Genomic DNA, 20,231 nt, shown 5'->3' with positions numbered 1-20,231 from the left:
GATAGCCGCAGTGGCCGCCACGCGCGTGCCGCGTGGCGGCCATGCCGGCTTTCCCCGTGCCCCGTCCGTCCGATTTGCTGCCGCGCCCTGGTGAGGTGGTGTCCGATGGCAGTTCGTCCTTCTTCCCCCGCCGACAACCTTGGCTGCAACGAACCGGCCCCGACCGTGCGGGGACCCCACACCAAGGTGATGATGGGCGCCGTAGCGCTCCTGGCGCTGACCGTGGGCCTGTTCGGCAGTAACGACTCGCCGTCCGAAGCCCCCCTCCCGCCGCGGGTCGCACACGCCTCCGCGCCGGCTCCGCCGGCCGGGCAGCCGGTGGGGAAGCATCTGCCGCGATCGAGGCCCGTGCGCCTGCTCATTCCGAAAATCTCGGTCGACGCCCCGTTCACGGATCTCGCCATCGGTCGCACGGGCCAGCTCAATCCTCCTCCCGCCGACGATGTCAACCTCGTCGGCTGGTACGCCAAGGGAGCGTCCCCCGGGGAGACGGGCACGTCGATCATCGCCGGGCATGTCGACACGGCAACATCGGCGGCCGTGTTCGCGAACCTCAGAAACCTGAAGAAGGGGGACGCCTTCCACGTCGAACGAGCTGACGGGCGCAGAGCGTCCTTCGTGGTCGACAGCGTGGAGACGTTCGACAAGGAGCACTTCCCCAGCCGACGTGTGTACGGCGACACGGCCCAGGCCCAGGCCCGGCTCATCACCTGTGCGGGTGACTACGACCGTACGGCCAAGGACTACACGGACAACCTGGTGGTCTTCGCCCACCTCGCCTGAGCCGGCCCCGCCTGCCGAGCCGGCGGGTCACCCCCACGGTGCATACGAGTCGCGCGCCTCCGGAGGCGGGCTCAGGATCGAGGCAAGCCGACGTCATCCCCATGTGGCCGACGCTCATCCGCCTCTGCCCACGAAGGAGATGCACGCAAGATGACCACCACGTCCGACCGAATTTCGGAACCGCCTACGCAACAGGCGTCGCAGCGTGTCTCGCAGTCCGTGTTCGACGGCTCCAGGCTCCGTGTCGTCCTGTTGGTGGACGTCTACGACGGAGCCCAGCAGCAGTTCCTTGAGGCGTACGAGGATCTGTGCAACCAGGTTGCTTCCGTGCCCGGGCATGTCAGCGACCAACTGTGCCAGTCCATCGAGAACCCCTCCCAATGGCTCATCACAAGTGAGTGGGAGAGCGCCCCGCCCTTCCTCACCTGGGTGAACAGCGAGGAGCACGTGCAGATGGTGAAGCCCCTGCACAGCTGTGTCCGGGACACCAGGTCGCTCCGCTTCCACATCGTCCGCGAGACCGGCGGCCCGGCGGTGGGAGCCGAGGCCGGGAAGCGCCGGCTCCAGACGTCGCCCAGGATCGGTGACGGCCTGATCCGGCATGCGCTCACCTTCACGGTCAAGCCGGGCAGTGAGAAGACCGTCGCGAAGATCCTCGCCGGCTACACCTCCCCCGAGCCACGGGTCGACGACACCACCCGGCTGTGCCGCACCTCGCTGTTCATGCACGGCAACCGGGTGGTTCGGGCCATTGAGGTGCGGGGCGACCTGCTCGCCGCGCTGCGCCACGTCGCCCGGCAGCCCGAGGTACGGGCCGTCGAGGAAGCCATCAACCCCTATCTGGAGCAGGACCGGGATCTCGATGATCCCGAGTCCGCCCGGGTCTTCTTCACCCGCGCCGCGCTGCCCGCCGTACACCATGTGACGGCAGGGCAGGAGAGTCCGGAGGTTGTGCGGCACGCGCTGTACTACCCGGCCCGGGAGGGGTGCGGTCTGCGGCTGGCCGAGTTGCTCGCCCGTCAGGACGAGGCGGCGGCGGACGATCCGCACGGACCGGTGCTGCGCAGCACGATCTTCCAGCGCGACGACGTCGTGGTGCGACTGGTCGACGTACGCGGCGGGATCGACACCGACCCCGGCCCGGTGCTCGGGCTCACGGATCGCGGCCCGGCGGCCGAGCTCACGGAACTCCTCGACGGCGGAGCCCTCGGAGCGGACGCTTCGGCGCTGAAGGACATCGCCCCCGCTCGCCTGCTCAAGGTCGCCCGCATGGAACTCGTCACCGACCGCCGCGCGCCCGACGCCTGAATCGCGGCGCCGGGCCGCCGTGCCGGCCACGCCTCATGCCTCATGTCGATGCAGCTCATGTTCGGAGGAACGTCGTGATCAAACGTCATCCCGCAATAGTGGATCTCAGCGAGGTCGAGCCCAACACCCGGCGCGGCGGCGATCTGCGCGCCATGCTCACCCCCGCCGCAGTCGGCTCCACCAGCGGTTTCATGGGCGTGGCCATCGTGCAGCCCGGCGACCGCATCGCGGAGCACTACCACCCGTACTCCGAGGAGTTCATCTACGTCATCTGCGGGCAGCTGGAGGTGGATCTGAACGGCGAGCCCCACGAACTGCGACCCGAGCAGGGGCTCCTGATCCCCGCCCATATGCGGCACCGCTTCCGCAACGTCGGCAGGGTGGAGGCCCGCATGGTCTTCCACCTCGGACCGCTGGCCCCGAGCCCGCCGCTCGGCCATGTGGACACCGAGGACGCCAACGGCGTGCCGATCGCGGTGGATGCGGCCCACGCGGGTACGGGCCGTGCGGCCGAGCCACCTCAGGTCCGCTCATGAGCAGGCGCGTGGCGGTCACCGGCATAGGCATCGTCGCCCCGGGCGGCATCGGTGTCCCGGCGTTCTGGGATCTCCTGGCCAGCGGTCGCACGGCGACACGCGGCATCACGTTCTTCGACCCGGCCGGGCTGCGTTCGAGGATCGCCGCCGAGTGCGACTTCGACCCGGCGGCCCACGGGCTGGACGCGGAGCAGATCGCCCGGTGCGACCGGTACATCCAGTTCGCCCTGGTCGCCGGCGAGGAGGCGATACGGGACTCCGGCCTCGACCTCGCCCTGGAGAACCCCTGGCGGGTCGGGGTCTCGCTGGGCACCGCGGTCGGCGGAACCACCCGGCTGGAACACGACTACGTCCTGGTCAGCAGCCACGGGCAACGCTGGGACGTGGATCACCGGGAAGCGGGCCCCCACCTCCAACGGGCGTTCGCGCCCAGCACCCTCGCCTCGACGGTGGCGGAGCGGTTCGAGGCCCGCGGGCCGGTGCAGACCGTCTCCACGGGCTGCACCTCGGGGCTCGACGCGGTCGGGTACGCCTTCCACACGATCGAGGAGGGCCGGGCCGACGTCTGCATAGCCGGGGCGTCGGACTCGCCGATCTCCCCGATCACCATGGCGTGCTTCGACGCGATCAAAGCCACCTCCCCCAACAACGACGATCCCGCCCACGCCTCCCGCCCCTTCGACGCGGACCGCAACGGGTTCGTCATGGGCGAGGGCGGCGCCGTACTCGTCCTGGAGGAGCTGGACCACGCCCTGGCCCGCGGCGCCCAGGTGTACTGCGAGATCAGCGGCTACGCCACCTTCGGCAACGCCTACCACATGACCGGTCTGACCACCGAGGGCCTGGAGATGGCCCGGGCCATCGAGGGCGCCCTCGACCAGGCCCGCCTCGACGCCACCGCGATCGACTACGTCAACGCGCACGGGTCGGGCACCCAGCAGAACGACCGGCACGAGACGGCCGCGGTCAAACGGGTTCTGGGCGCGCACGCCTATGACACGCCCATGAGCTCCATCAAATCCATGGTGGGCCATTCCCTCGGCGCGATCGGGGCGATCGAAGTCGCCGCCTGTGCGCTGGCCCTGACTCACCAGGTCGTCCCGCCCACCGCGAACTACGAGACCCCGGACCCCGAGTGCGACCTGGACTACGTCCCGCGCGTCGCTCGCGAGCGAAGACTGAGCAGCGTGCTCTCCGTGGGCAGTGGGTTCGGCGGCTTCCAGTCCGCGGTGATCCTGAACCTGCCGAGGGAGAAGACCGAATGAGCGAACCGCATCCTAGGCGCGCGGCCGTCACCGGAATCGGCGTGGTCGCGCCCAACGGAACCAGCACCGAGACCTTCTGGAAGTCCACCAGGGAGGGCATCAGCGTCCTGGACCGGGTCGCCCGCGAAGGATGCGAGCACCTGCCGCTGCGGGTGGCCGGCCAGATCCGGGACTTCGACCCGCCGTCGGCGATCGAAGAGCGCTACCTCGTCCAGACCGACAGGTTCACGCACTTCGCGATGGCCGCGGCCGACCTCGCCCTCGACGACGCCGGCCTCGACCGGCCCGCCACCGACGCCGCGCCGTTCTCCGTCGGCGTGGTCACCGCGGCCGGTTCCGGCGGCGGCGAGTTCGGGCAGCGTGAGCTGCAACAGCTGTGGTCCAAGGGCAGCCGCTTCGTGGGGCCGTACCAGTCCATCGCCTGGTTCTACGCCGCGAGCACTGGCCAGATCTCCATCCGCCGCGGCTTCAAGGGCCCCTGCGGGGTGATCGCCTCCGACGAGGCCGGCGGGCTGGACGCGCTGGCGCACGCGGCGCGGGCCGTGCGGCGCGGCACCGATGTGATGGTGGCCGGCGCGACCGAGGCGCCGCTGGCCCCCTATTCGGTGGTCTGCCAGCTCGGTTACGGGGAGTTGAGCACCGTCGAGGACCCGGAGCGGGCCTACCGCCCCTTCACCGCCGCGGCCTGCGGGTTCGTGCCGGCCGAGGGCGGCGCCATGCTCGTCGTGGAGGCCGAGGCGGCGGCCCGGGAACGGGGCGCGCCCGTACGGGCCGTCCTGGCGGGACACGCGGCGACGTTCACCGGTGCCTCCCGCTGGGAGCAGTCCCGGGAAGGGCTGGCCGAGGCGATCCGGGGCGCCCTGCGCGAGGCCGGCTGCGCCCCCGAGGAGATCGACGTGGTCTTCGCGGACGCCCTCGGCGTACCGGAGGCGGACCGCGCCGAGGCGCTGGCGATCGCCGACGCCCTCGGCACGCACGGCACACGCGTCCCCGTCACGGCGCCGAAGACCGCCATCGGCCGGGGCTACGGCGCGGCCCCCGTGCTGGACGCGGCGGCGGCGGTGCTCGCGATGGAGCACGGCGTGATCCCGCCCACCCCCAACGTCTTCGACATCTGCCACGACCTCGACCTCGTCACCACCCGCGCCCGTGCCGCCGAGCCGCGCACGGCGCTGGTCCTCAGCCGAGGACTCATGGGGTCGAACTCGGCGCTGGTGCTACGGCTCGGCGCCGGCGACGCCTCGTAGCGAGGCATCGCGAGCACACATCACGAAGCACCTGTCACGAAGCAAGGAGAGAAACCGCATGAGTGACCGAATCACCGTGGAAGAGCTGTCCGAACTCATGAAGAAGGCCGCCGGGGTCACCGTCGCCCCGGAGGAACTCAAGCAGCGGTGCGACTCCGGCTTCGACGCCCTCGGCATCGACTCGCTCGGTCTGCTCGGCATCGTGGGCGAGCTGGAGAACAGGTACGGCACGCCGATGCCGCCGGACGCGGAGAAGAGCAAGAGTCCCCGGCAGTTCCTCGAACTCACCAACAGCGCGCTTCTGGCGGGAGCCTGACATGGCCGGACACACGCAGAACGAGATCACCATCGCCGCGCCGGTCGACCTGGTCTGGGAGATGACCAACGACGTCGCGAACTGGCCCCGGCTGTTCAGCGAGTACGCCACCGCCGAGATCCTCTCCCAGGAGGGGAACAAGACCACGTTCCGGCTCACCATGCACCCCGACGAGAACGGCAAGGTGTGGAGCTGGGTCTCGGAACGGGAGACGGACCGCGACACGCTCACTGTGCGGGCCCGACGCGTCGAGACCGGGCCCTTCGCCCACATGAACATCGTGTGGCAGTACGGGAAGGTGCCCGAGGGCACGCGGATGGTGTGGACGCAGGACTTCGCGATGAAGCCGGACGCGCCGGTCGACGACGACTGGATGACGGACAACATCAACCGGAATTCCAAGGTCCAGATGGCCCTGATCCGGGACCGTATCGAGCAGGTCGCCGGGGAACGCCGCCCCGTGCCGACACTGTCCGACTGATCCGACGGAGGACAGGACGATGCACCAATCCCTGATCGTCGCCCGTATGGCCCCGGGGTCGGCCCAGGACATCGCCGAGGTGTTCGAGGAGTCGGACCGGGGAGAGCTGCCGCACCTCGTGGGGGTCGCCCGGCGCAGCCTCTTCCAGTTCGACGACGTGTATCTGCACCTCATCGAGTCCGAGCAGGACCCCGGCCCCGCCATCGCGAAGTTGGCCGGGCACCCCGAGTTCCGGGACATCAGTGAACGGCTGTCGGCGTACGTCACCGCGTACGACCCGGCGACCTGGCGTTCGCCGAAGGACGCGATGGCGCGGTGCTTCTACCGCTGGGAGCGGGACACCGCCTCCTGAACCGGCCGTTCGACCGCCGGTCGCCGGGCACGCGAGGGTTGCGTGCCCGGCGACCGGCGGTCTGCGGGATCTGTCCGGGACGTGGTCATCCGGGGACGGTGCAGTCGAACGCGTGCAGGTAGGGGTTGACCGGGCGGATGCCGTCGATGACCAGGCCCGCGTCCGTCAGCCGGGCGACCATGCTCTCGGTGGTGTGCTTGGCCCCTCCGACATTCAGGAGCAGCAGCAGGTCCATGGCCGTGCTGAACCGCATGGACGGTGTGTCGTCGACGAGGTTCTCGATGACCACGACCCGCGCTCCGGGACCGCCCGCCTCGATGACGTTGCGCAGGGTCCGGGCGGTACTGTCGTCGTCCCACTCCAGGATGTTCTTGATGATGTACACATCGGCCCGGACCGGGATGGCCTCGCGGCAGTCGCCGGGCACGATGCGCACCCGGTCCGCGAGCACGCCGCCCGCCCGCAGCCGTGGATCGGCGTTCTCCACCACGCGCGGCAGGTCGAGCAGGCTCCCGTGGAGCGAGGGGTACTTCTCCAGCAGGCTCGCCACCACATGTCCCTGACCGCCGCCGATGTCGGCGACCGACGAACTCCCCGACAGATCGAGGAACTCGGCGACATCCCGCGCGGACTGCACGCTGGACGTCGTCATGGCACGGTTGAAGACATCGGCCGACTCCGGGGCGTCCTCGTTGAGGTAGACGAAGAACTCCTTGCCGTACAGGTCCTCGACCACGTTGCGGCCCGAGCGCACCGCCTCGTCAAGCCTCGGCCACGCGCCCCAGGTCCACGGCTCGGTGCACCACAGGGAGATGGCGCGCAGGCTGTTCGGATCGTCCTCGCGCAGCAGCCGGGACATGTCGGTGTGCGTGAACGTCCCGTCCTGCTGCTCGGCGAAGACGCCGTAGCAGGACAGGGCACGCAACAGCCGCCGCAGCGGCTTCGGTTCGGTCTTCACCGCCGCCGCGAGATCCTCCACGGCCATCGGGCCGTCACCGAGGGCGTCGGCGACCCCCAGCCGGGCGGCCGCGCGGAGGGCGGCCGCACAGGCCGCCCCGAACACGAGCTCCCTGAGCCGCATGGACGGCGGCGGGGCGGTCTGAGCGGTCGTCATATGCCGTCTTCCTTCTTCGAGTTCATGAGCGACCACGGCCGGTCAGCACAGTCCCGCAGGCATGGACGCCTGGCAGGAGTTGCCTTCGAAGGTGTTGCCCTCGCCGGTGTCCGTGTTGACGAGGTCCGCCGGGGCGTTGCCCACCAGCACGTTGCCGGTGATCCGGTTCCGCTCGCTGGTGGTGCCCACGAGGCTCTTGAACAGGACGATGCCGCCCGACAACCGGGAGGCACCGACGTTGCCCATGATGAGGTTCCGCGTCACCAGGGTGTCCTCGGCACCGGTCAGCACGATGCCGGAGCCCTGCAACGCGTCCAGCCGTGCGGTCTTCGGGCAGGACTTGTTGTTGCGCGCGATGTGGTTGTCGCGCACGGTCAGGGCGCCGGCCCTCGGCTTGTTCTCGTCGCCGACGACGAAGACGCCCGCGCAGTTGCCGGTGAGGTGGTTGTTCGCGACGGTGAGGTTCCGCAGGCGCCGGACGGTGATGCCGATCCGGTTGCCTTCCAGGCGGTTGCGTTCGACCACCGCTCCTTCGGTGTTCGCGGCGCCTTCCTCGGCCTTGATCGTGTTCGCGAGGAACAGTCCGGCGTCGCCGTTGTCCCGGGCGGTGTTCTTCCGGAACACCCCGCGGACCGAACGCTCCTGGGCGATCCCCCACACCCCGTTCTTCACCGCGGTCACGTTCCGCACGGTCAGCCCGTCGGTCGCCTGGGCGAACACTCCGGTGCTCGCGAAGCCGGTCACTGTCAGGGAAGCGACGGTGACGCCCTCGACGTTGCGGTCCTTCGTCCCGACCACGCAGATGCCGTTGCCTTCCTCGGCACACCTGTTGGCGTCCTTCTTCGTGCCCGGTTCGATGACGGTGCTGGGGCCCATGCCGCGCAGGGTGATCCCGGACGTGCTCACATTGACGCTCTCGCGGTATGTGCCGGCGGTCAGGAGAACGGTGTCTCCCGGCTCGGCAGCGTCCACCACTTTCTGGATCGACTCCCCTGGAAAGACCACATGGATCATTGGGTCGGCACCCACGGGCGGGGCGGCCCCGAACGCCGCCCCGATGATCGCTGCGGTACATGCCAGGTAGGCAATATGAAATTTCACCATATTCAGCACTGTATGGTCCGAAAGGTCGCGAACAGGTCGGATGGACCATCCGGCGGCGTGTCGTGCGTGCGACCGCCATGCGGTGCAGCCGGCGGACCGAGTGAATCCTCCTTTCAACCTTTGGCGTGCGGCAGCGCTCTGAAGAGGGGTGACAGGAACAGAGCCCCTTGACAGGGCTTCTGAGAGGAGAACAGATGCCGGAGAACGGCCGGGGCTCCGAAGCACCAGGGCGCTCCCGGGCGCCCGAGAGCTTCGAGACTTTCGCCCGGGCGCGCCAGAGACGGCTGTACCGGACCGCGTACCTGCTGTGCGGGGACCCGGAGACGGCCCGGGACCTGACGCAGACCACGCTCGCCAAGCTGTTCCAGCACTGGCGGCGGGCGAGCGCCGCCGACCACATCGAGGCCTATGCCAGGACCGTGCTGACCCGCACCTATCTGGCCGAGCGGCGGCGTCGGCTGCGTGATCTGCTGGCGCACTCCCGCCCCGGCTCCCGGCCCGCGCCCGAGCACGCCGATCGGCGGGTGACCCTGCTGTCGGCACTGGCCGTGCTGCCGCCCAGGGCCCGGGCCATGGTCGTGCTGCGGTACTGGGAGGACCAGAGCGTCGAGTCCGTCGCCGAGCTTCTGAACTGCAGCGAATCCACGGTCAAGAGCCAGTGCTCACGCTCCCTGGCCAAGCTGCGCGCGCAACTGGGCGAGGCCCACATCTACACCACGGAGAGCTGAGGAGCCGCCATGGGAGACAACATGCCCGAGGACGACCAGCGGAACGCCCTGCTGGTCAGGGACGCGATGGAACGGACGGTGGCGGAACTGCCGCCGGTGCACGACCTGGTGCCCACCGCGGTCACCCAGGGCCGCCGCCGCAGGGCGCGTGCCCGTCTCGCTATCGCCGCCGGGATCGTCTGTGTGGCCGGGGCAGCAGTGGTCGGCGCCGTGGGGCTGCCGGCCGGGGGCGACGGTGGGACGACGGTCCGACCCGCCGCGAGCGGCACCCCCGAGCCGAGCGAGTCGCCCACCCCGGTGCAGGAGCCGGAGGCGTACCGCACGCCGGTGCACATCGAACCCACGAGCGATGAGGAAACGGCCATGGCCGACCTGCCGCCCGCCGAGCGGAAACAGCGGGAGGATTTCCAGCAGCGGGTGGCCGTCCTCCTCGACGAGCTGCTGCCGGACGCGGTCGGCCTGATCCGGCCGGTCGACCTCGAAGTGCGGCGCTACCAGGGCGAGACCGACGACGGCAAGGTGTTCCCCGTCATCTTCTCCGTACGGCCGTCCGGCGGCGGCTCCGGCCCGAAGCCCTGCCCCGACGAGCCGGGCGCCCTCAAGGGCGGCAGCTGTGAACGGACCACCCTGCCCGGCGGCATCGAGGCGATCTCGTACCGCATGCTCTCCGACTCACCGGAGACCACGGCCACCATGGTCTATTTCTCCTACGGGAACAGCGATGTCGCACTCACCGTCACCCCGGACACAAACGCCACGACCTCCGCCCCGGTCACCAGCGAGGAACTGCTGGCAGTCGTCGGCGACTCGCGCTTCCTCGACCTGGTGCGGTACGCCGACAAGAACCCGATGCAGGAGAGCCAGATCTCCATCGCCGGCGACTGACGGAAATCCCACGGAACAGCTCTCAAGTTACCCGTAGGTTTCTCGTGACTTGTTTCACGCTTCTTAGTAGAACCCGTTTCGATTGTGTAAGAGAAAGGGGATCTACATGGGCTCCAGATCTGTCATCACACTGGAAGGAAGAGGTCTTTCCCGCCGACGATTCATTGGTAGAACTGGTTCTATTATTGGCGCCGCAGCACTGGGTGCATTCGATCTGCCGAATGCTGCCGCGCTCGAACCCGGCGCGCAGGTCACCGCACTCGTGATCGGCACCGGGTACGGGGGGTCCGTCACCGCGCTGCGACTCGCGCAGGCCGGTGTGGATGTGCACATGGTGGAAATGGGTATGGCCTGGGACAGCCCGGGGACGGACGGCAAGGTGTTCGCCAACACCATCAGCCCGGACTACCGCTCCTTCTGGCTTCGCACCCGGACCAAGCAGCCGCTGAGCAACTTCCTCGGCTACCCGCTCGACAAGGACGTGCCGCGGTACACGGGCATCCTGGACGCCGAGGACATGGGCGGCATCGTGGTGTACCAGGGGCGGGGAGTCGGGGGCGGATCGCTCGTCAACGGCGGGATGGCGGTGACACCGCAGCGGTCCCGTTTCCCCGCCGTCCTCCCGTCCGTCGACGTCGACGAGATGTACGACGTCTACTACCCGCGCGCCAACAGCACGCTCGGCGCCACCACCATCGACCCCGTCTGGTTCGAGTCGGCGGAGTGCTACCAGTACGCCCGCGTCGGCCGCAAACACGCGGGACGGTCGGGCTTCCGCTTCATGTTCGTCCCCAGCGTCTACGACTGGGACTACATGAAGCAGGAGGCCACGGGAGCCGTGCCCAGGTCGGCCCTGGCCGGCGAGATCCTCTACGGCAACAACCACGGCAAGAAGACCCTGCCGAAGACGTATCTCGCGCAGGCCCGCGCGACCGGCCGGGTCGGCATCTCACCGCTGCACAGGGTCACCTCGGTGACGCCCGCGACCGGCGGCTACTCCGTGACCGTCGAGCAGCTCGACACGAGCGGAGCCGTCAGGGCCACCAAGTCCGTACGCGCGCAAAGGGTGTTCTTCGCCGCGGGCAGCGTCGGCACCAGCAAGCTGCTGGTCCGGCTGAAGGCCACGGGCGCGCTGCCCGGCCTCAACAGCGAGGTCGGCAACGGCTGGGGCGAGAACGGCAACGTCATGTGCGGCCGGGCCAACCATCTGTGGGATCCGACCGGAGCCCTCCAGTCGTCGATCCCTACGGCGGGCATCGACAACTGGACCGCGGGCGGTGCGTTCGCCGAGGTGGCGCCGCTTCCGACGGGCATCGAGACCTGGGCGTCGTTCTATCTGTCGATCACCGACAACCCCCACCGCGGCCGGTTCACCTGGAACGCGTCGACCGGGAAGGTGGAACTGGACTGGCAGACCGCGTGGAAGCAGCCGTCGATCACCATGGCCAAGTCGATCTTCGAAAGGATCAACGCCACCGAGGGGACCATCTACCGCACGGACCTCTTCGGCGCCTACAAGATCTGGGGCGACCATCTCACGTACCACCCGCTCGGTGGCGCGGTCCTCAACAAGGCCACTGACAACTACGGCCGTCTGCACGGCCATTCGGGCCTCTATGTGATGGACGGTGCGCTGATCCCCGGCAACGTCTCCGTCAATCCCTTCGTGACCATCACCGCGCTCGCCGAGCGCAACATCGAGAAGATCATCGCTGAGGACTTCTGAAGCCGAGGACTTCTGAAACGGAGGGGTGTGGGCCACCGCCCACACCCCGATCGGCCCCGCTGTGTCACCAGGTGGGGCCCAGGCGGAGCAGCTGGTCCCGGACCTTTGTGACGTGTGGGTTCTCCGGAGTGCCCGGGCGTTGGACCAGATAGCCCGTGTTGATGGGTGGGTCCTCGGGGATGTGGAGGGGGACCAAGGTGCCTGTGGCCAGTTCCTGTTCGCACAGGTAGCGGGGCAGGACCGAGAAGCCCGCGCCGGCGGTCACCGCCGTCAGGACGCCTCGTAGGTCGGGCATCGTGACCGCCGCCCGGCAGTTCAGGCGTTGGTCGAAGACATGGCGCCAGTAGCGGCGGAGGATGGGGAGGTCCTCGGCGTAGGCGATCAGGGGGACCGTGTGGAGGATGCCTGGGCCCTCCGTGGTCACTCGGTCGCCGATCCGGGCCGCCCAGGACGGTGCCGCCACCAGGACGAACTCCTCGTCCACCAGTGGCGTCGCGGTCAGGGTTCGGCCTCTGGGGCGGGTGGTCGAGATGACCAAGTCGTGGCGGCCCGCCCGGAGTTCGTCGAGGAGGGGGTCCGTCAGGCCCGGGGTGACCCTCAGGCGTACGCCCTCCGCGACCAGGGGGGCCAGTGCGGGCAGGACGCGGAGGCAGAGGACTTCCGCGGGGCCCGCCAGATGGACCGGGGCCGGAGGGCCCGCCTCCGCCGGGTCGTGGCCGGTGGCCGCGAGCAGGGCGTCCAGCGGGGCCGCGATCCTGGCGGCCAGGTCATGGGCGTACGGCGTGGGCGTGACGCCCCTCGGCAGGCGGGCGAAGAGTTCGCGGCCCGACTGCCGCTCCAGGGCCTTCACCTGGGTCGTCACCGTGGGCTGGGAGATGCCCAGCATCTGCGCGGCCGCGGTGAAGGAGCCGGAGCGGTAGACGGCGAGGAACGTCCGGATCAGGTTGAGATCCTGGGCTCCCGGGCCTGTGCCATTGGGTTCCTTATGGCTCACACCCAGGAGCCTAATCCGGTCGTATGGGCCGTTCAGCCCAGCTTCTTCAGCAGCTCGGCCGCGAGCGGGGCCGAGGAGGCCGGGTTCTGGCCGGTGACCAGGTTGCGGTCGACGATCACGTGCGGCGCCCACGGCTCGGCCGCCTGGACGTTCACGCCCGCCTCGACGAGCCGCGTCTCCAGCAGCCACTTCGCCTTGTCCCCGAGACCGGCCTGGAGCTCCTCGGCGTCGGTGAAGGCGGCGATCCGGTAGCCGGCGAAGGCGTTGGCGCCGTCCTCGCGGGTGGCGGCGAGCAGCGCGGCCGGGCCGTGGCAGACCACGCCGAGCGGCTTGCCGGAGTCGAGGGCGTCGACGAGGAGCCGGCCGGAGGTGGCGTCGGCCGACAGGTCCTCCATGGGGCCGTGGCCGCCGGGGTAGAAGACGGCGGCGTAGTCGTCGAGGTCGACGTCCGCCAGGCTGATGGGGTTCTTCAGCTCGGTCATCGCGTCGAGCGCCCGCGCGATCTCGTCCGCGCCCTCCTGGCCGCCGTTGAACTCCGGGGCGAGGCTGCCCGGGTCGACGGTGGGCACGACTCCACCGGGCGTGGCGACGACGATCTCGTGGCCCTCGGCCTTGAACCGCCGGTAGGGGGCGACGGCTTCCTCGGCCCAGAAGCCGGTGGGGTGGCGGGTGCCGTCGGCGAGCGTCCAGTAGTCGACGCCGGTCAGTACGAAGAGGATCTTCGACATGGTGTGAGCTCCAGGGGGTTCGGTGGTGTCTCGAAGGTAGGCCCGTCGACCCATAGATTTCCAATGAGGATTCCTATCCCTGGCATTGGAATTCCAATGGCACTCCGGGAATACGCCGGTCCCCTCACCCGTGCGGCCCCGCCTGCACCAGACCCGTCTGATACGCGATGACGACCAGCTGGGCCCGGTCACGGGCGTTCAGCTTGGTCATCGCCCGGTGGATGTGCGTCCGTACCGTCAGCGGGCTCACCGTGAGCAGCTCCGCGATCTCTCCGTTGGACTTGCCCTCCGCCGCCAGCGCCATCACCTCCCGCTCGCGGCCCGTGAGTTCGGCCAGCCGCTCCGGGGGCGCGAGCTGGGTGCCCGGCGCCGGGGAGGTGAGGAAACGGGTGATCAGGGTGCGGGTGGCGCCCGGGGAGAGAAGGGCGTCACCGGAGGCCACCGTGCGGATGCCGGCCAGCAGGGCGTCCGCGGTGACGTCCTTGCCGAGGAAGCCGCTCGCCCCGGCCCGCAGCGCCTGGGCGACGTAGTCCTCGGTCTCGAAGGTGGTGAGGATCAGCACCTTCGTCGCGGCGAGGCCGGGGTCGGCGCAGCTCGCGGAGGTGCCGGACACGGCGCGGGCGGGGCTCTCGCCGTGGACGTATGCCTCCCTCATCCGCGAGACGAGGAAGACCTCGTAGTCCATCGCGAGTCCGAAGACGATGCCCACCAGGAAGATCGGCATCAGGCTCATGATCGGGCCGGTGGTCTCCACGCCCAGGAGTTCGGAGCCGTGGCCCTGCTGGAAGACCACGACCACCGCGCCGAGGGAGGCGAGCACCGAGAGCAGGAAGCCGAGGGCCGCCTTCAGGGGGACGAGGAGGGACCGGAAGACCACGAGCAGCAGGATGACGGCGAGCCCGACCACGACGATCAGATACGGCACCAGCGCGGACTGCACCTTGTCGGAGATGTCGATGTTCAGCGCGGTCGTGCCGGTGACCTCGAAGGTCGCCCCGGTCTCGGACTCCACGGCGGGGCGCTCGCCGCGGATGGTCGTCACCAGGTCCTTGGTCTTCTCGTCGGTCGGCGCGGTGGACGGTACGACGGAGAAGACGGCGGTGTCTCCGGCCTCGTTGAAGCGGGCGGGGGACACGGAGACCACGCCCTCGGTGCCGCCGATCTCCTCGGAGACGGAGGCCGCGGCGGCCTTCGGATCCTCGGCGCCCTTGGCGTCGACGACGAGGGTCAGCGGCCCGTTGAAGCCGGGCCCGAAGCCCTCGGCGAGCGCGTCATAGGCCCGGCGCTCGGTGGTGGACGTCGACTTGGCCTCGTCGCCGGGCATGCCGAGCTGGAGGTCGGTCATGGGTATCGCGAGGCCGCCGAGGCCCACGACGCCGAGCAGCAGCACGGGCAGCGGGCGGCGCAGCACGAACCGGGCCCAGCGGGTGCCGCCGTTGTCCTTGGCGGCTTCCTCGACACGGCCGCGGCGGCGGGCCTTGCGGGCGAGCACGGCGCCCGGCCAGAAGCCGAGGAAGGCCGGGACCAGCGTCAGCGCGATCAGTACGGCGACGACGACCGCGCCCGCCGCGGCCAGACCCATCTTGGTGAGCATCGGGATGCCGACCACGGACAGTCCGGCGAGGGCGATGACGACGGTGAGGCCCGCGAAGACGACCGCGGATCCTGCGGTGCCGGTGGCGAGGGCGACGGCCTCCTGGGGCGCCCGGCCCTTGGCGCGCTCCTCGCGATAGCGGGAGACAACGAACAGGGCGTAGTCGATGCCGACGGCCAGGCCCAGCATCATCGCCAGCGTGCCGGTGGTGGTGGACAGGCCGAGGGCGCTGAACAGGGCCAGGATCGCGGCCATGCTCACGCCGACGCCGATGATGGCGGTCAGCAGCGGAAGTCCGGCGGCGGCCGGCGAACCGAAGGTCACCAGCAGCACGACCGCGGCGATGGCGATGCCGATCATCTCGGCGGCGCCCCCGGGGCCACCCGTGTCCTCCATGGCGTCGCCGCCGGCCTCGACGGTGAGCCCGGAGTCCTGGGCGTGTTCGAGCGCCTCCTCCAGGTGCGTCCTGCTCGCGTCGGTGAGGTCGGAGCGGCCGACCTTGTAGGTGACGGTCGAGTACGCCGTGGAGCCGTCCTCGCTGACGGCGCCGGCCCGGAAGGGATCCACGGCGCTCGCGACCTGGGAGCCGTCACCGAGTTCGGCGACCGCCGCCTCGACGGCCTCCTTGTTCTCGGTGGCGGTGACCTTCTCGCCGCCCGGCGCGACGAAGACGACCCGGGCGGTCGCGCCGTCGGCCGTGGTGCCGGGGAAGCGCTCCTCCAGCAGGTCGAACGCCTTCTGCGATTCGATCCCCGGCATGGAGAACTCCTCGTCGGCGGCGCCCGGGGCCTTCATGGCGCCGAGTCCGACGGCGGCCAGCACGGCCGCCCACACCAGGGCGACGTACCAGCGCCGCCGGAAGGCCAGGCGGCCCCATCGATAAAGGAAAGTAGCCACGAGGGGAGGTCTCCACATCTGGACGTCGAAGGTGCGTCCAGGCTCTCGGGGAGAGGGGTGCCGTGTCGTCGTGCGGCTGCCGACAATGCGCCGTACTGAAAACGCAGTACGCCCCGGTTCGCGGGCCCCTCCCGGGGACTGGATTCACAGGCGGCGAAATACTCGTGCCGCCCTCGCGTCGACCTCCAAGTACCTTAAGTTTCCTCGTGGTTGGGCACGACAGCCCTTCGAACGCAGGAGGCGGCCATGAGCACGAAGACAGGACCCCAGCGATACCCGGGCGCGAGTCGGGCCAACTGGTACCAGGACGACTTCGGCGGCGACGCCATGCAGGTCAACGTCGTCGTCCTGCACACCACCGAGGGCCGCTCGCTGCCCGGCTACGGCGGCGGGACCTCCGCGCCGAACCTGACGGCGGTGCCGGATCTCGGGGCGAAGAAGCTGAAGTGGTACCAGCACTTCGACGTGGAGACCTCCTCCCGGGCGCTGGTCAACCTGGGCGGCGGCGTCGAGACCAACACCCTGAACGTCTGCCAGGTCGAACTGGTCGGCACCTGTGACCCCAAGACCCACACCAAGTGGAAGAATTCCGGCGACGCGCACGTCTACTGGCCCGAGGCGCCGGAGTGGGCGCTGCTCGGGGTCGCGCGGTTCCTGGCGTGGATGCACGAGGAGCACGGGGTGCCGCTGTCCGGTCCGCGGGCGTGGCCGGCGTATCCGTCGTCGTACGCCAACGGCGGCGGTCAGCGGATGTCCGGGGCGAAGTGGGAGGGGTTCAAGGGCGTGTGCGGGCACATGCACGTGCCGGAGAACTGCGTCCACCCGGACACTCCAATCCTGTGCGGCGATCTGACGTGGCGACGGGCCGGTGATCTCCAAGTCGGCGACGAGATCGTGTCGTTCGACGAGGAGACCGTAAAGATCGGCAACGCCAACGGTGGGCGGCGATACCGGCGGGGCACCGTCACCCGCAACGAGCCGGGCACGAAGGACTCGTATCGCATCACGACTACCGAAGGCGAGGTCGTGGCTTCGGCCGATCATCCGTGGCTGGTGCGTTTCCCCCACGCGAATCGCGGCCCCCGAATCGCCTGGGTGGCCAGCAAAGATCTCGACCCGCTCAAGCACCGCATCGTCAGCATCGGCCGCCCATGGGTACCCGAGGACACCCGCGTCGCCGGGTGGATGGCGGGCGTCCTCGATGCCGACGGACATGCCTTTGCGGGGGGCCGACACGGCGCCCGGGAGGAGGCCGGCAGGGTGACCGCGGCGGCGACGGCCGCCACGAGCACCTCCGTCGCCAACAACCCGAAGGACTTCACGCCGCGCCCCGAGCGACTGCTTCCGGTTGCCGCTCGCATGTGGGAGGGAGCCGCCGTCGGCGAAACGACGGGCGATACGGCAGTGCTGCAGGTCGAGCACATCGGCCTGCAGCCGATCGCTTCACTGTCCACCGACACGCACACGTACGTAGCTGATGGTCTGCTCTGCCACAACACGCACGGCGACCCGGGCGCGATCGACTTCGCCCGGCTGCTGAAGCACGCGAAGTCCGACCTGGACCTCGGGGACGACGGGGACGAGCCGGAGGAGACCAAGCCCGAGCAGACCAAGCCGAAGGTTCCGGCCTTCCCCGGCCGCAAGTACTTCCGCGCCGGCGCCTCCAACGAACACGTCCTGCGGCTCGGCAAGCAGTTGGTCAAGCGGGGTTTCGGCGACCACTACAAGGTCGGCCCGAGCAAGACCTGGGGTGAGGCGGACCGGCTGAACGTGCGGGACTTCCAGAAATCGCGGCCGGAGCTGCGGGGCGACGCCGACGGGCATCCGGGGCCCCTCACGTGGCGTCTGCTGTTCTCGTGAGAACTTAAATTACTGAACCGTAACCTACCGGCCGGTATCAACCAGAGGGTTACCGGCGGTACGGTCTGGCGAGCCCCTCACCGGCGGCCCCCGCACGCGCTCCGGACGACGCGCGTGCGGCGGGCCGCCGTATCACCGCACCTTCCTGCCAGCCGCTTCAACAGGAGGTTCGCCATGCCCGCACGCAGACGGCTCGTGGCCGGGGGCGTCCTCGCCGCCGCATGTCTCGGCGCCCAGACTCTCGCCGGCGCCCCCGCCACGGCGGCCGACGAGGTCGTGTCCCGAGGCGTCACCATCCCGGCGTTCTACAACCCGCCCACCACCCTGCCCGCCGCGGACGGCGCCCTCGTCCGCACCGAGCCGCTCAAGCTGGCCCTGAGCCTGCCGAGTCTGAACGGCCCGCTGCCGGGCAGGGCGACCCGGCTGATGTACAAGTCCACCGACTCGGGCGGCCGCCCGGTCGCCGTGACCGGCGCCTACATCGAACCCACCGCCGCCTGGAAGGGCGAGGGCCCACGCCCCCTGGTGGCGCTCGCCCCCGGCACGATGGGCCAGGGCGACCAGTGCTCCGCGTCCATGGGCCTGGAGCATCCCCTCCAGCTCAACGGCGAGACGGTCTCCGTCGGCTACGAGGACCTGGCGATCTACCGCCTCCTCGCCACCGGCGCGGCCGTCGTCGTCACCGACTACGCAGGGCTCGGCGCGACCGACCGGCTGCACACCTACGTCAACCGCGTCGACGAGGCCCACGCCCTGCTCGACGCCGCCCGCGCCGCGCGCGCGGTGGACGGGGCCTCGGTGACCGCCGGGTCCCGGGTGGGCCTCTTCGGGTACAGCCAGGGCGGCGGAGCGAGCGCGGCCGCAGCCGAACTCCAGCCCTCCTACGCCCCCGACGTCAACCTCGCCGGAACGTACTCCGGTGCCCCGCCCGCCGACCTGACCGAGGTCACCCGGGCGATCGACGGCAGCGAACTGGCCGGCGCGATCGGCTGGTCCCTCAACGGCTTCCTCCAGTCCGACCCGACCCTCAAGCCGATCGCGGACGCCCACCTGAACACGGCGGGCAAGGCGGCGCTGGCCGACCTGTCGACGATGTGCGTGGGCGACGCGCTGTTCAAGTACGGCCGGGCCAAGAGCACGGCGTGGACGACGGACGGCCGCTCGGTCAGTGACATCATCGCCGCCACCCCGGCCCTTACGTCCTTCCTGAACACCCAGCGCATCGGCACCCTCAAGCCGACGACCCCGGTCCGCGTGGTGACCGGCGTCAGCGACGACCTGGTCCCCCACGCCCAGGCCCGCCGGCTGGCGACGGACTGGTGCGCGAAGGGCGTCAACGTGACCTACGACGCCGAGATCATCCCGAACACGGGCAGCCCGCTCCTCAACCACGTCACGCCGCTGCTCACCGACCAGGGCGACGCGGTCGACTGGCTCACGGACCGCCTCAAGGGCAGGTCGGCCCACTCGAACTGCTGGAGCATGCCGCTTCAGCCGTGACCGGGTTCAGTCCAGGCGGTCGGCGAGACCGGCCGCCTGGAACGCGGCCACCACGTCCTCGCGCCCTTCCGTGAAGTGGGCCCAGCTGTCGCAGTGGACCGGCACGACGCGGCGGGCATCGAGGATCCGCGCGGCCTCGGCGGCCTGAGCGCTGTCGAGGACGAGCGGGGCACCGTCGAAGAGGACCGGGAAGCGGGGGGCACCGGCGAACAGGATCGCCGTGTCGACCGGGCCGAACCGGTCCGCTGTCTCCTTCACCGCGTCCAGGGACGCGTTGTCTCCGCTGACGTAGACCGAGGGCAGGCCCTCGCCGGTCAGGACGAAGCCCACGACCTCGCCGGTGATCGGCTCCACCGCCTCCCGGGGTCCCGGGCCGTGGATCGCCGGTACGGCCGTCACCGTCACCGTGCCGCCACCGGGCCGGTCCAGCTGCACCGTCTCCCAGTCCGCCATGCCCTTGGCGTTGCCGCCGAGCCGGCTGCCGCCGCTGGGCGTGGTCAGGGTGAGCGGGACGTCGGCCAGCAGGGCGCGGCCCGCGTGGTCGAGGTTGTCCGCGTGCTCGTCGTGGGAGAGCAGGACCACGTCGATGCGGCCCAGATCCGTGGGGGCGACCGGTGACGGGGCCAGCTTGCGCAGCGTCGGGCGGCCCGGTCCTCCGTACTCGCCGGGGGCGTCGAAGGTCGGGTCGGTCAGGAAGTTCAGGCCGCCGTACTCGAAGAAGGCGGTCGGGCCGCCGAGGACGCGAACGGGCAGGTCTTTGGACATGGATCAAGGCTCCTCACGGATAAGAGATAGGCCATCCGTGAGAGACCG

The 20,231-nt window shown here is 70.1% G+C and carries 19 protein-coding genes; 13 read left to right on the top strand and 6 right to left on the bottom strand.

Annotation, left to right across the window (positions count from 1 at the left end; all coding sequences use genetic code 11):
- Positions 1-105: 105 nt before the first annotated feature.
- The 8 genes from H4N64_RS27905 (at position 106) to H4N64_RS27870 (ending at position 6,288) form a co-directional block, all read left to right on the top strand.
- The gene (locus H4N64_RS27905) at positions 106-783 is read left to right on the top strand and encodes a class F sortase (protein ID WP_186285194.1); all 678 of its coding nucleotides are present in this window, start codon (positions 106-108) and stop codon (positions 781-783) included.
- Between the two features lie 150 nt (positions 784-933).
- Entirely contained in the window at positions 934-2,091 is a 1,158-nt protein-coding gene (locus H4N64_RS27900) for a SchA/CurD-like domain-containing protein (RefSeq protein ID WP_186285193.1), read from the top strand.
- A 74-nt stretch (positions 2,092-2,165) separates the two neighbouring features.
- On the top strand, positions 2,166-2,627 hold the full coding sequence (locus tag H4N64_RS27895) for a cupin domain-containing protein (protein WP_186285192.1): 462 nt from the start codon (positions 2,166-2,168) through the stop codon (positions 2,625-2,627).
- On the top strand, positions 2,624-3,892 hold the full coding sequence (locus tag H4N64_RS27890) for a beta-ketoacyl-[acyl-carrier-protein] synthase family protein (protein ID WP_186285191.1): 1,269 nt from the start codon (positions 2,624-2,626) through the stop codon (positions 3,890-3,892). Before H4N64_RS27895 ends, H4N64_RS27890 begins: the two co-directional genes overlap by 4 nt.
- Complete coding sequence (locus H4N64_RS27885; protein WP_186285190.1) at positions 3,889-5,139, top strand: beta-ketoacyl synthase N-terminal-like domain-containing protein; 1,251 nt, start codon at positions 3,889-3,891, stop codon at positions 5,137-5,139. Before H4N64_RS27890 ends, H4N64_RS27885 begins: the two co-directional genes overlap by 4 nt.
- Positions 5,140-5,197: 58 nt before the next feature.
- On the top strand, positions 5,198-5,455 hold the full coding sequence (locus H4N64_RS27880; protein ID WP_186285189.1) for an acyl carrier protein: 258 nt from the start codon (positions 5,198-5,200) through the stop codon (positions 5,453-5,455).
- Between the two features lies 1 nt (position 5,456).
- Entirely contained in the window at positions 5,457-5,936 is a 480-nt protein-coding gene (locus H4N64_RS27875) for an SRPBCC family protein (protein WP_186285188.1), read from the top strand.
- A gap of 19 nt (positions 5,937-5,955) precedes the next feature.
- Entirely contained in the window at positions 5,956-6,288 is a 333-nt protein-coding gene (locus tag H4N64_RS27870) for a TcmI family type II polyketide cyclase (RefSeq protein ID WP_186285187.1), read from the top strand.
- 85 nt (positions 6,289-6,373) lie between these two features.
- Here the strand turns inward: H4N64_RS27870 and H4N64_RS27865 are convergent, their stop codons facing one another.
- Both H4N64_RS27865 and H4N64_RS27860 read right to left on the bottom strand, forming a co-directional pair.
- Positions 6,374-7,402: a methyltransferase gene (locus H4N64_RS27865; RefSeq protein ID WP_186285186.1), complete on the bottom strand. Its 1,029-nt coding sequence runs from the start codon at positions 7,400-7,402 to the stop codon at positions 6,374-6,376.
- 42 nt (positions 7,403-7,444) lie between these two features.
- Positions 7,445-8,506 carry a right-handed parallel beta-helix repeat-containing protein gene (locus H4N64_RS27860; RefSeq protein ID WP_186285185.1) on the bottom strand — a complete coding sequence of 354 codons (1,062 nt, stop codon included), beginning with the start codon at positions 8,504-8,506 and terminating at the stop codon, positions 7,445-7,447.
- Positions 8,507-8,700: 194 nt separating this feature from the next.
- Here H4N64_RS27860 and H4N64_RS27855 point away from each other — a divergent pair, with 194 nt between their 5' ends.
- From H4N64_RS27855 to H4N64_RS27845, 3 genes are all read left to right on the top strand, one after another.
- On the top strand, positions 8,701-9,234 hold the full coding sequence (locus tag H4N64_RS27855; RefSeq protein WP_186285184.1) for a SigE family RNA polymerase sigma factor: 534 nt from the start codon (positions 8,701-8,703) through the stop codon (positions 9,232-9,234).
- Positions 9,235-9,243: 9 nt separating this feature from the next.
- Positions 9,244-10,119, top strand: a complete 876-nt coding sequence (locus H4N64_RS27850) for a hypothetical protein (protein WP_186285183.1) — start codon at positions 9,244-9,246, stop codon at positions 10,117-10,119.
- A 106-nt stretch (positions 10,120-10,225) separates the two neighbouring features.
- Positions 10,226-11,845: a GMC oxidoreductase gene (locus H4N64_RS27845; RefSeq protein ID WP_186285182.1), complete on the top strand. Its 1,620-nt coding sequence runs from the start codon at positions 10,226-10,228 to the stop codon at positions 11,843-11,845.
- A gap of 64 nt (positions 11,846-11,909) precedes the next feature.
- On the opposite strand, the gene H4N64_RS27840 is transcribed toward H4N64_RS27845, so the two are convergent.
- The 3 genes from H4N64_RS27840 to H4N64_RS27830 all read right to left on the bottom strand — a co-directional run bounded on the left by H4N64_RS27840 (position 11,910) and on the right by H4N64_RS27830 (position 16,058).
- Positions 11,910-12,839, bottom strand: a complete 930-nt coding sequence (locus tag H4N64_RS27840; RefSeq protein WP_186285181.1) for a LysR substrate-binding domain-containing protein — start codon at positions 12,837-12,839, stop codon at positions 11,910-11,912.
- Positions 12,840-12,871: 32 nt separating this feature from the next.
- Positions 12,872-13,567, bottom strand: coding sequence for a type 1 glutamine amidotransferase domain-containing protein (locus tag H4N64_RS27835; protein WP_186285180.1), 696 nt, complete (start codon positions 13,565-13,567; stop codon positions 12,872-12,874).
- A gap of 124 nt (positions 13,568-13,691) precedes the next feature.
- Complete coding sequence (locus H4N64_RS27830) at positions 13,692-16,058, bottom strand: MMPL family transporter (RefSeq protein ID WP_186285179.1); 2,367 nt, start codon at positions 16,056-16,058, stop codon at positions 13,692-13,694.
- A 246-nt stretch (positions 16,059-16,304) separates the two neighbouring features.
- On the opposite strand from H4N64_RS27830, the gene H4N64_RS45565 reads away from it, so the two are divergent.
- The gene (locus tag H4N64_RS45565) at positions 16,305-17,918 is read left to right on the top strand and encodes a peptidoglycan-binding protein (protein WP_260860005.1); all 1,614 of its coding nucleotides are present in this window, start codon (positions 16,305-16,307) and stop codon (positions 17,916-17,918) included.
- Between the two features lie 174 nt (positions 17,919-18,092).
- Complete coding sequence (locus H4N64_RS27815; protein ID WP_186285178.1) at positions 18,093-19,418, top strand: alpha/beta fold hydrolase; 1,326 nt, start codon at positions 18,093-18,095, stop codon at positions 19,416-19,418.
- Between the two features lie 6 nt (positions 19,419-19,424).
- On the opposite strand, the gene H4N64_RS27810 is transcribed toward H4N64_RS27815, so the two are convergent.
- Positions 19,425-20,183, bottom strand: a complete 759-nt coding sequence (locus tag H4N64_RS27810) for an MBL fold metallo-hydrolase (RefSeq protein ID WP_186285177.1) — start codon at positions 20,181-20,183, stop codon at positions 19,425-19,427.
- Positions 20,184-20,231 lie beyond the last annotated feature (48 nt).

The sequence above is a fragment of the Streptomyces cupreus genome (genome assembly GCF_014257025.1).
Taxonomy (GTDB): Bacteria; Actinomycetota; Actinomycetes; order Streptomycetales; family Streptomycetaceae; genus Streptomyces; species Streptomyces cupreus.
This window is presented reverse-complemented; position numbering and strand designations above follow the sequence as displayed.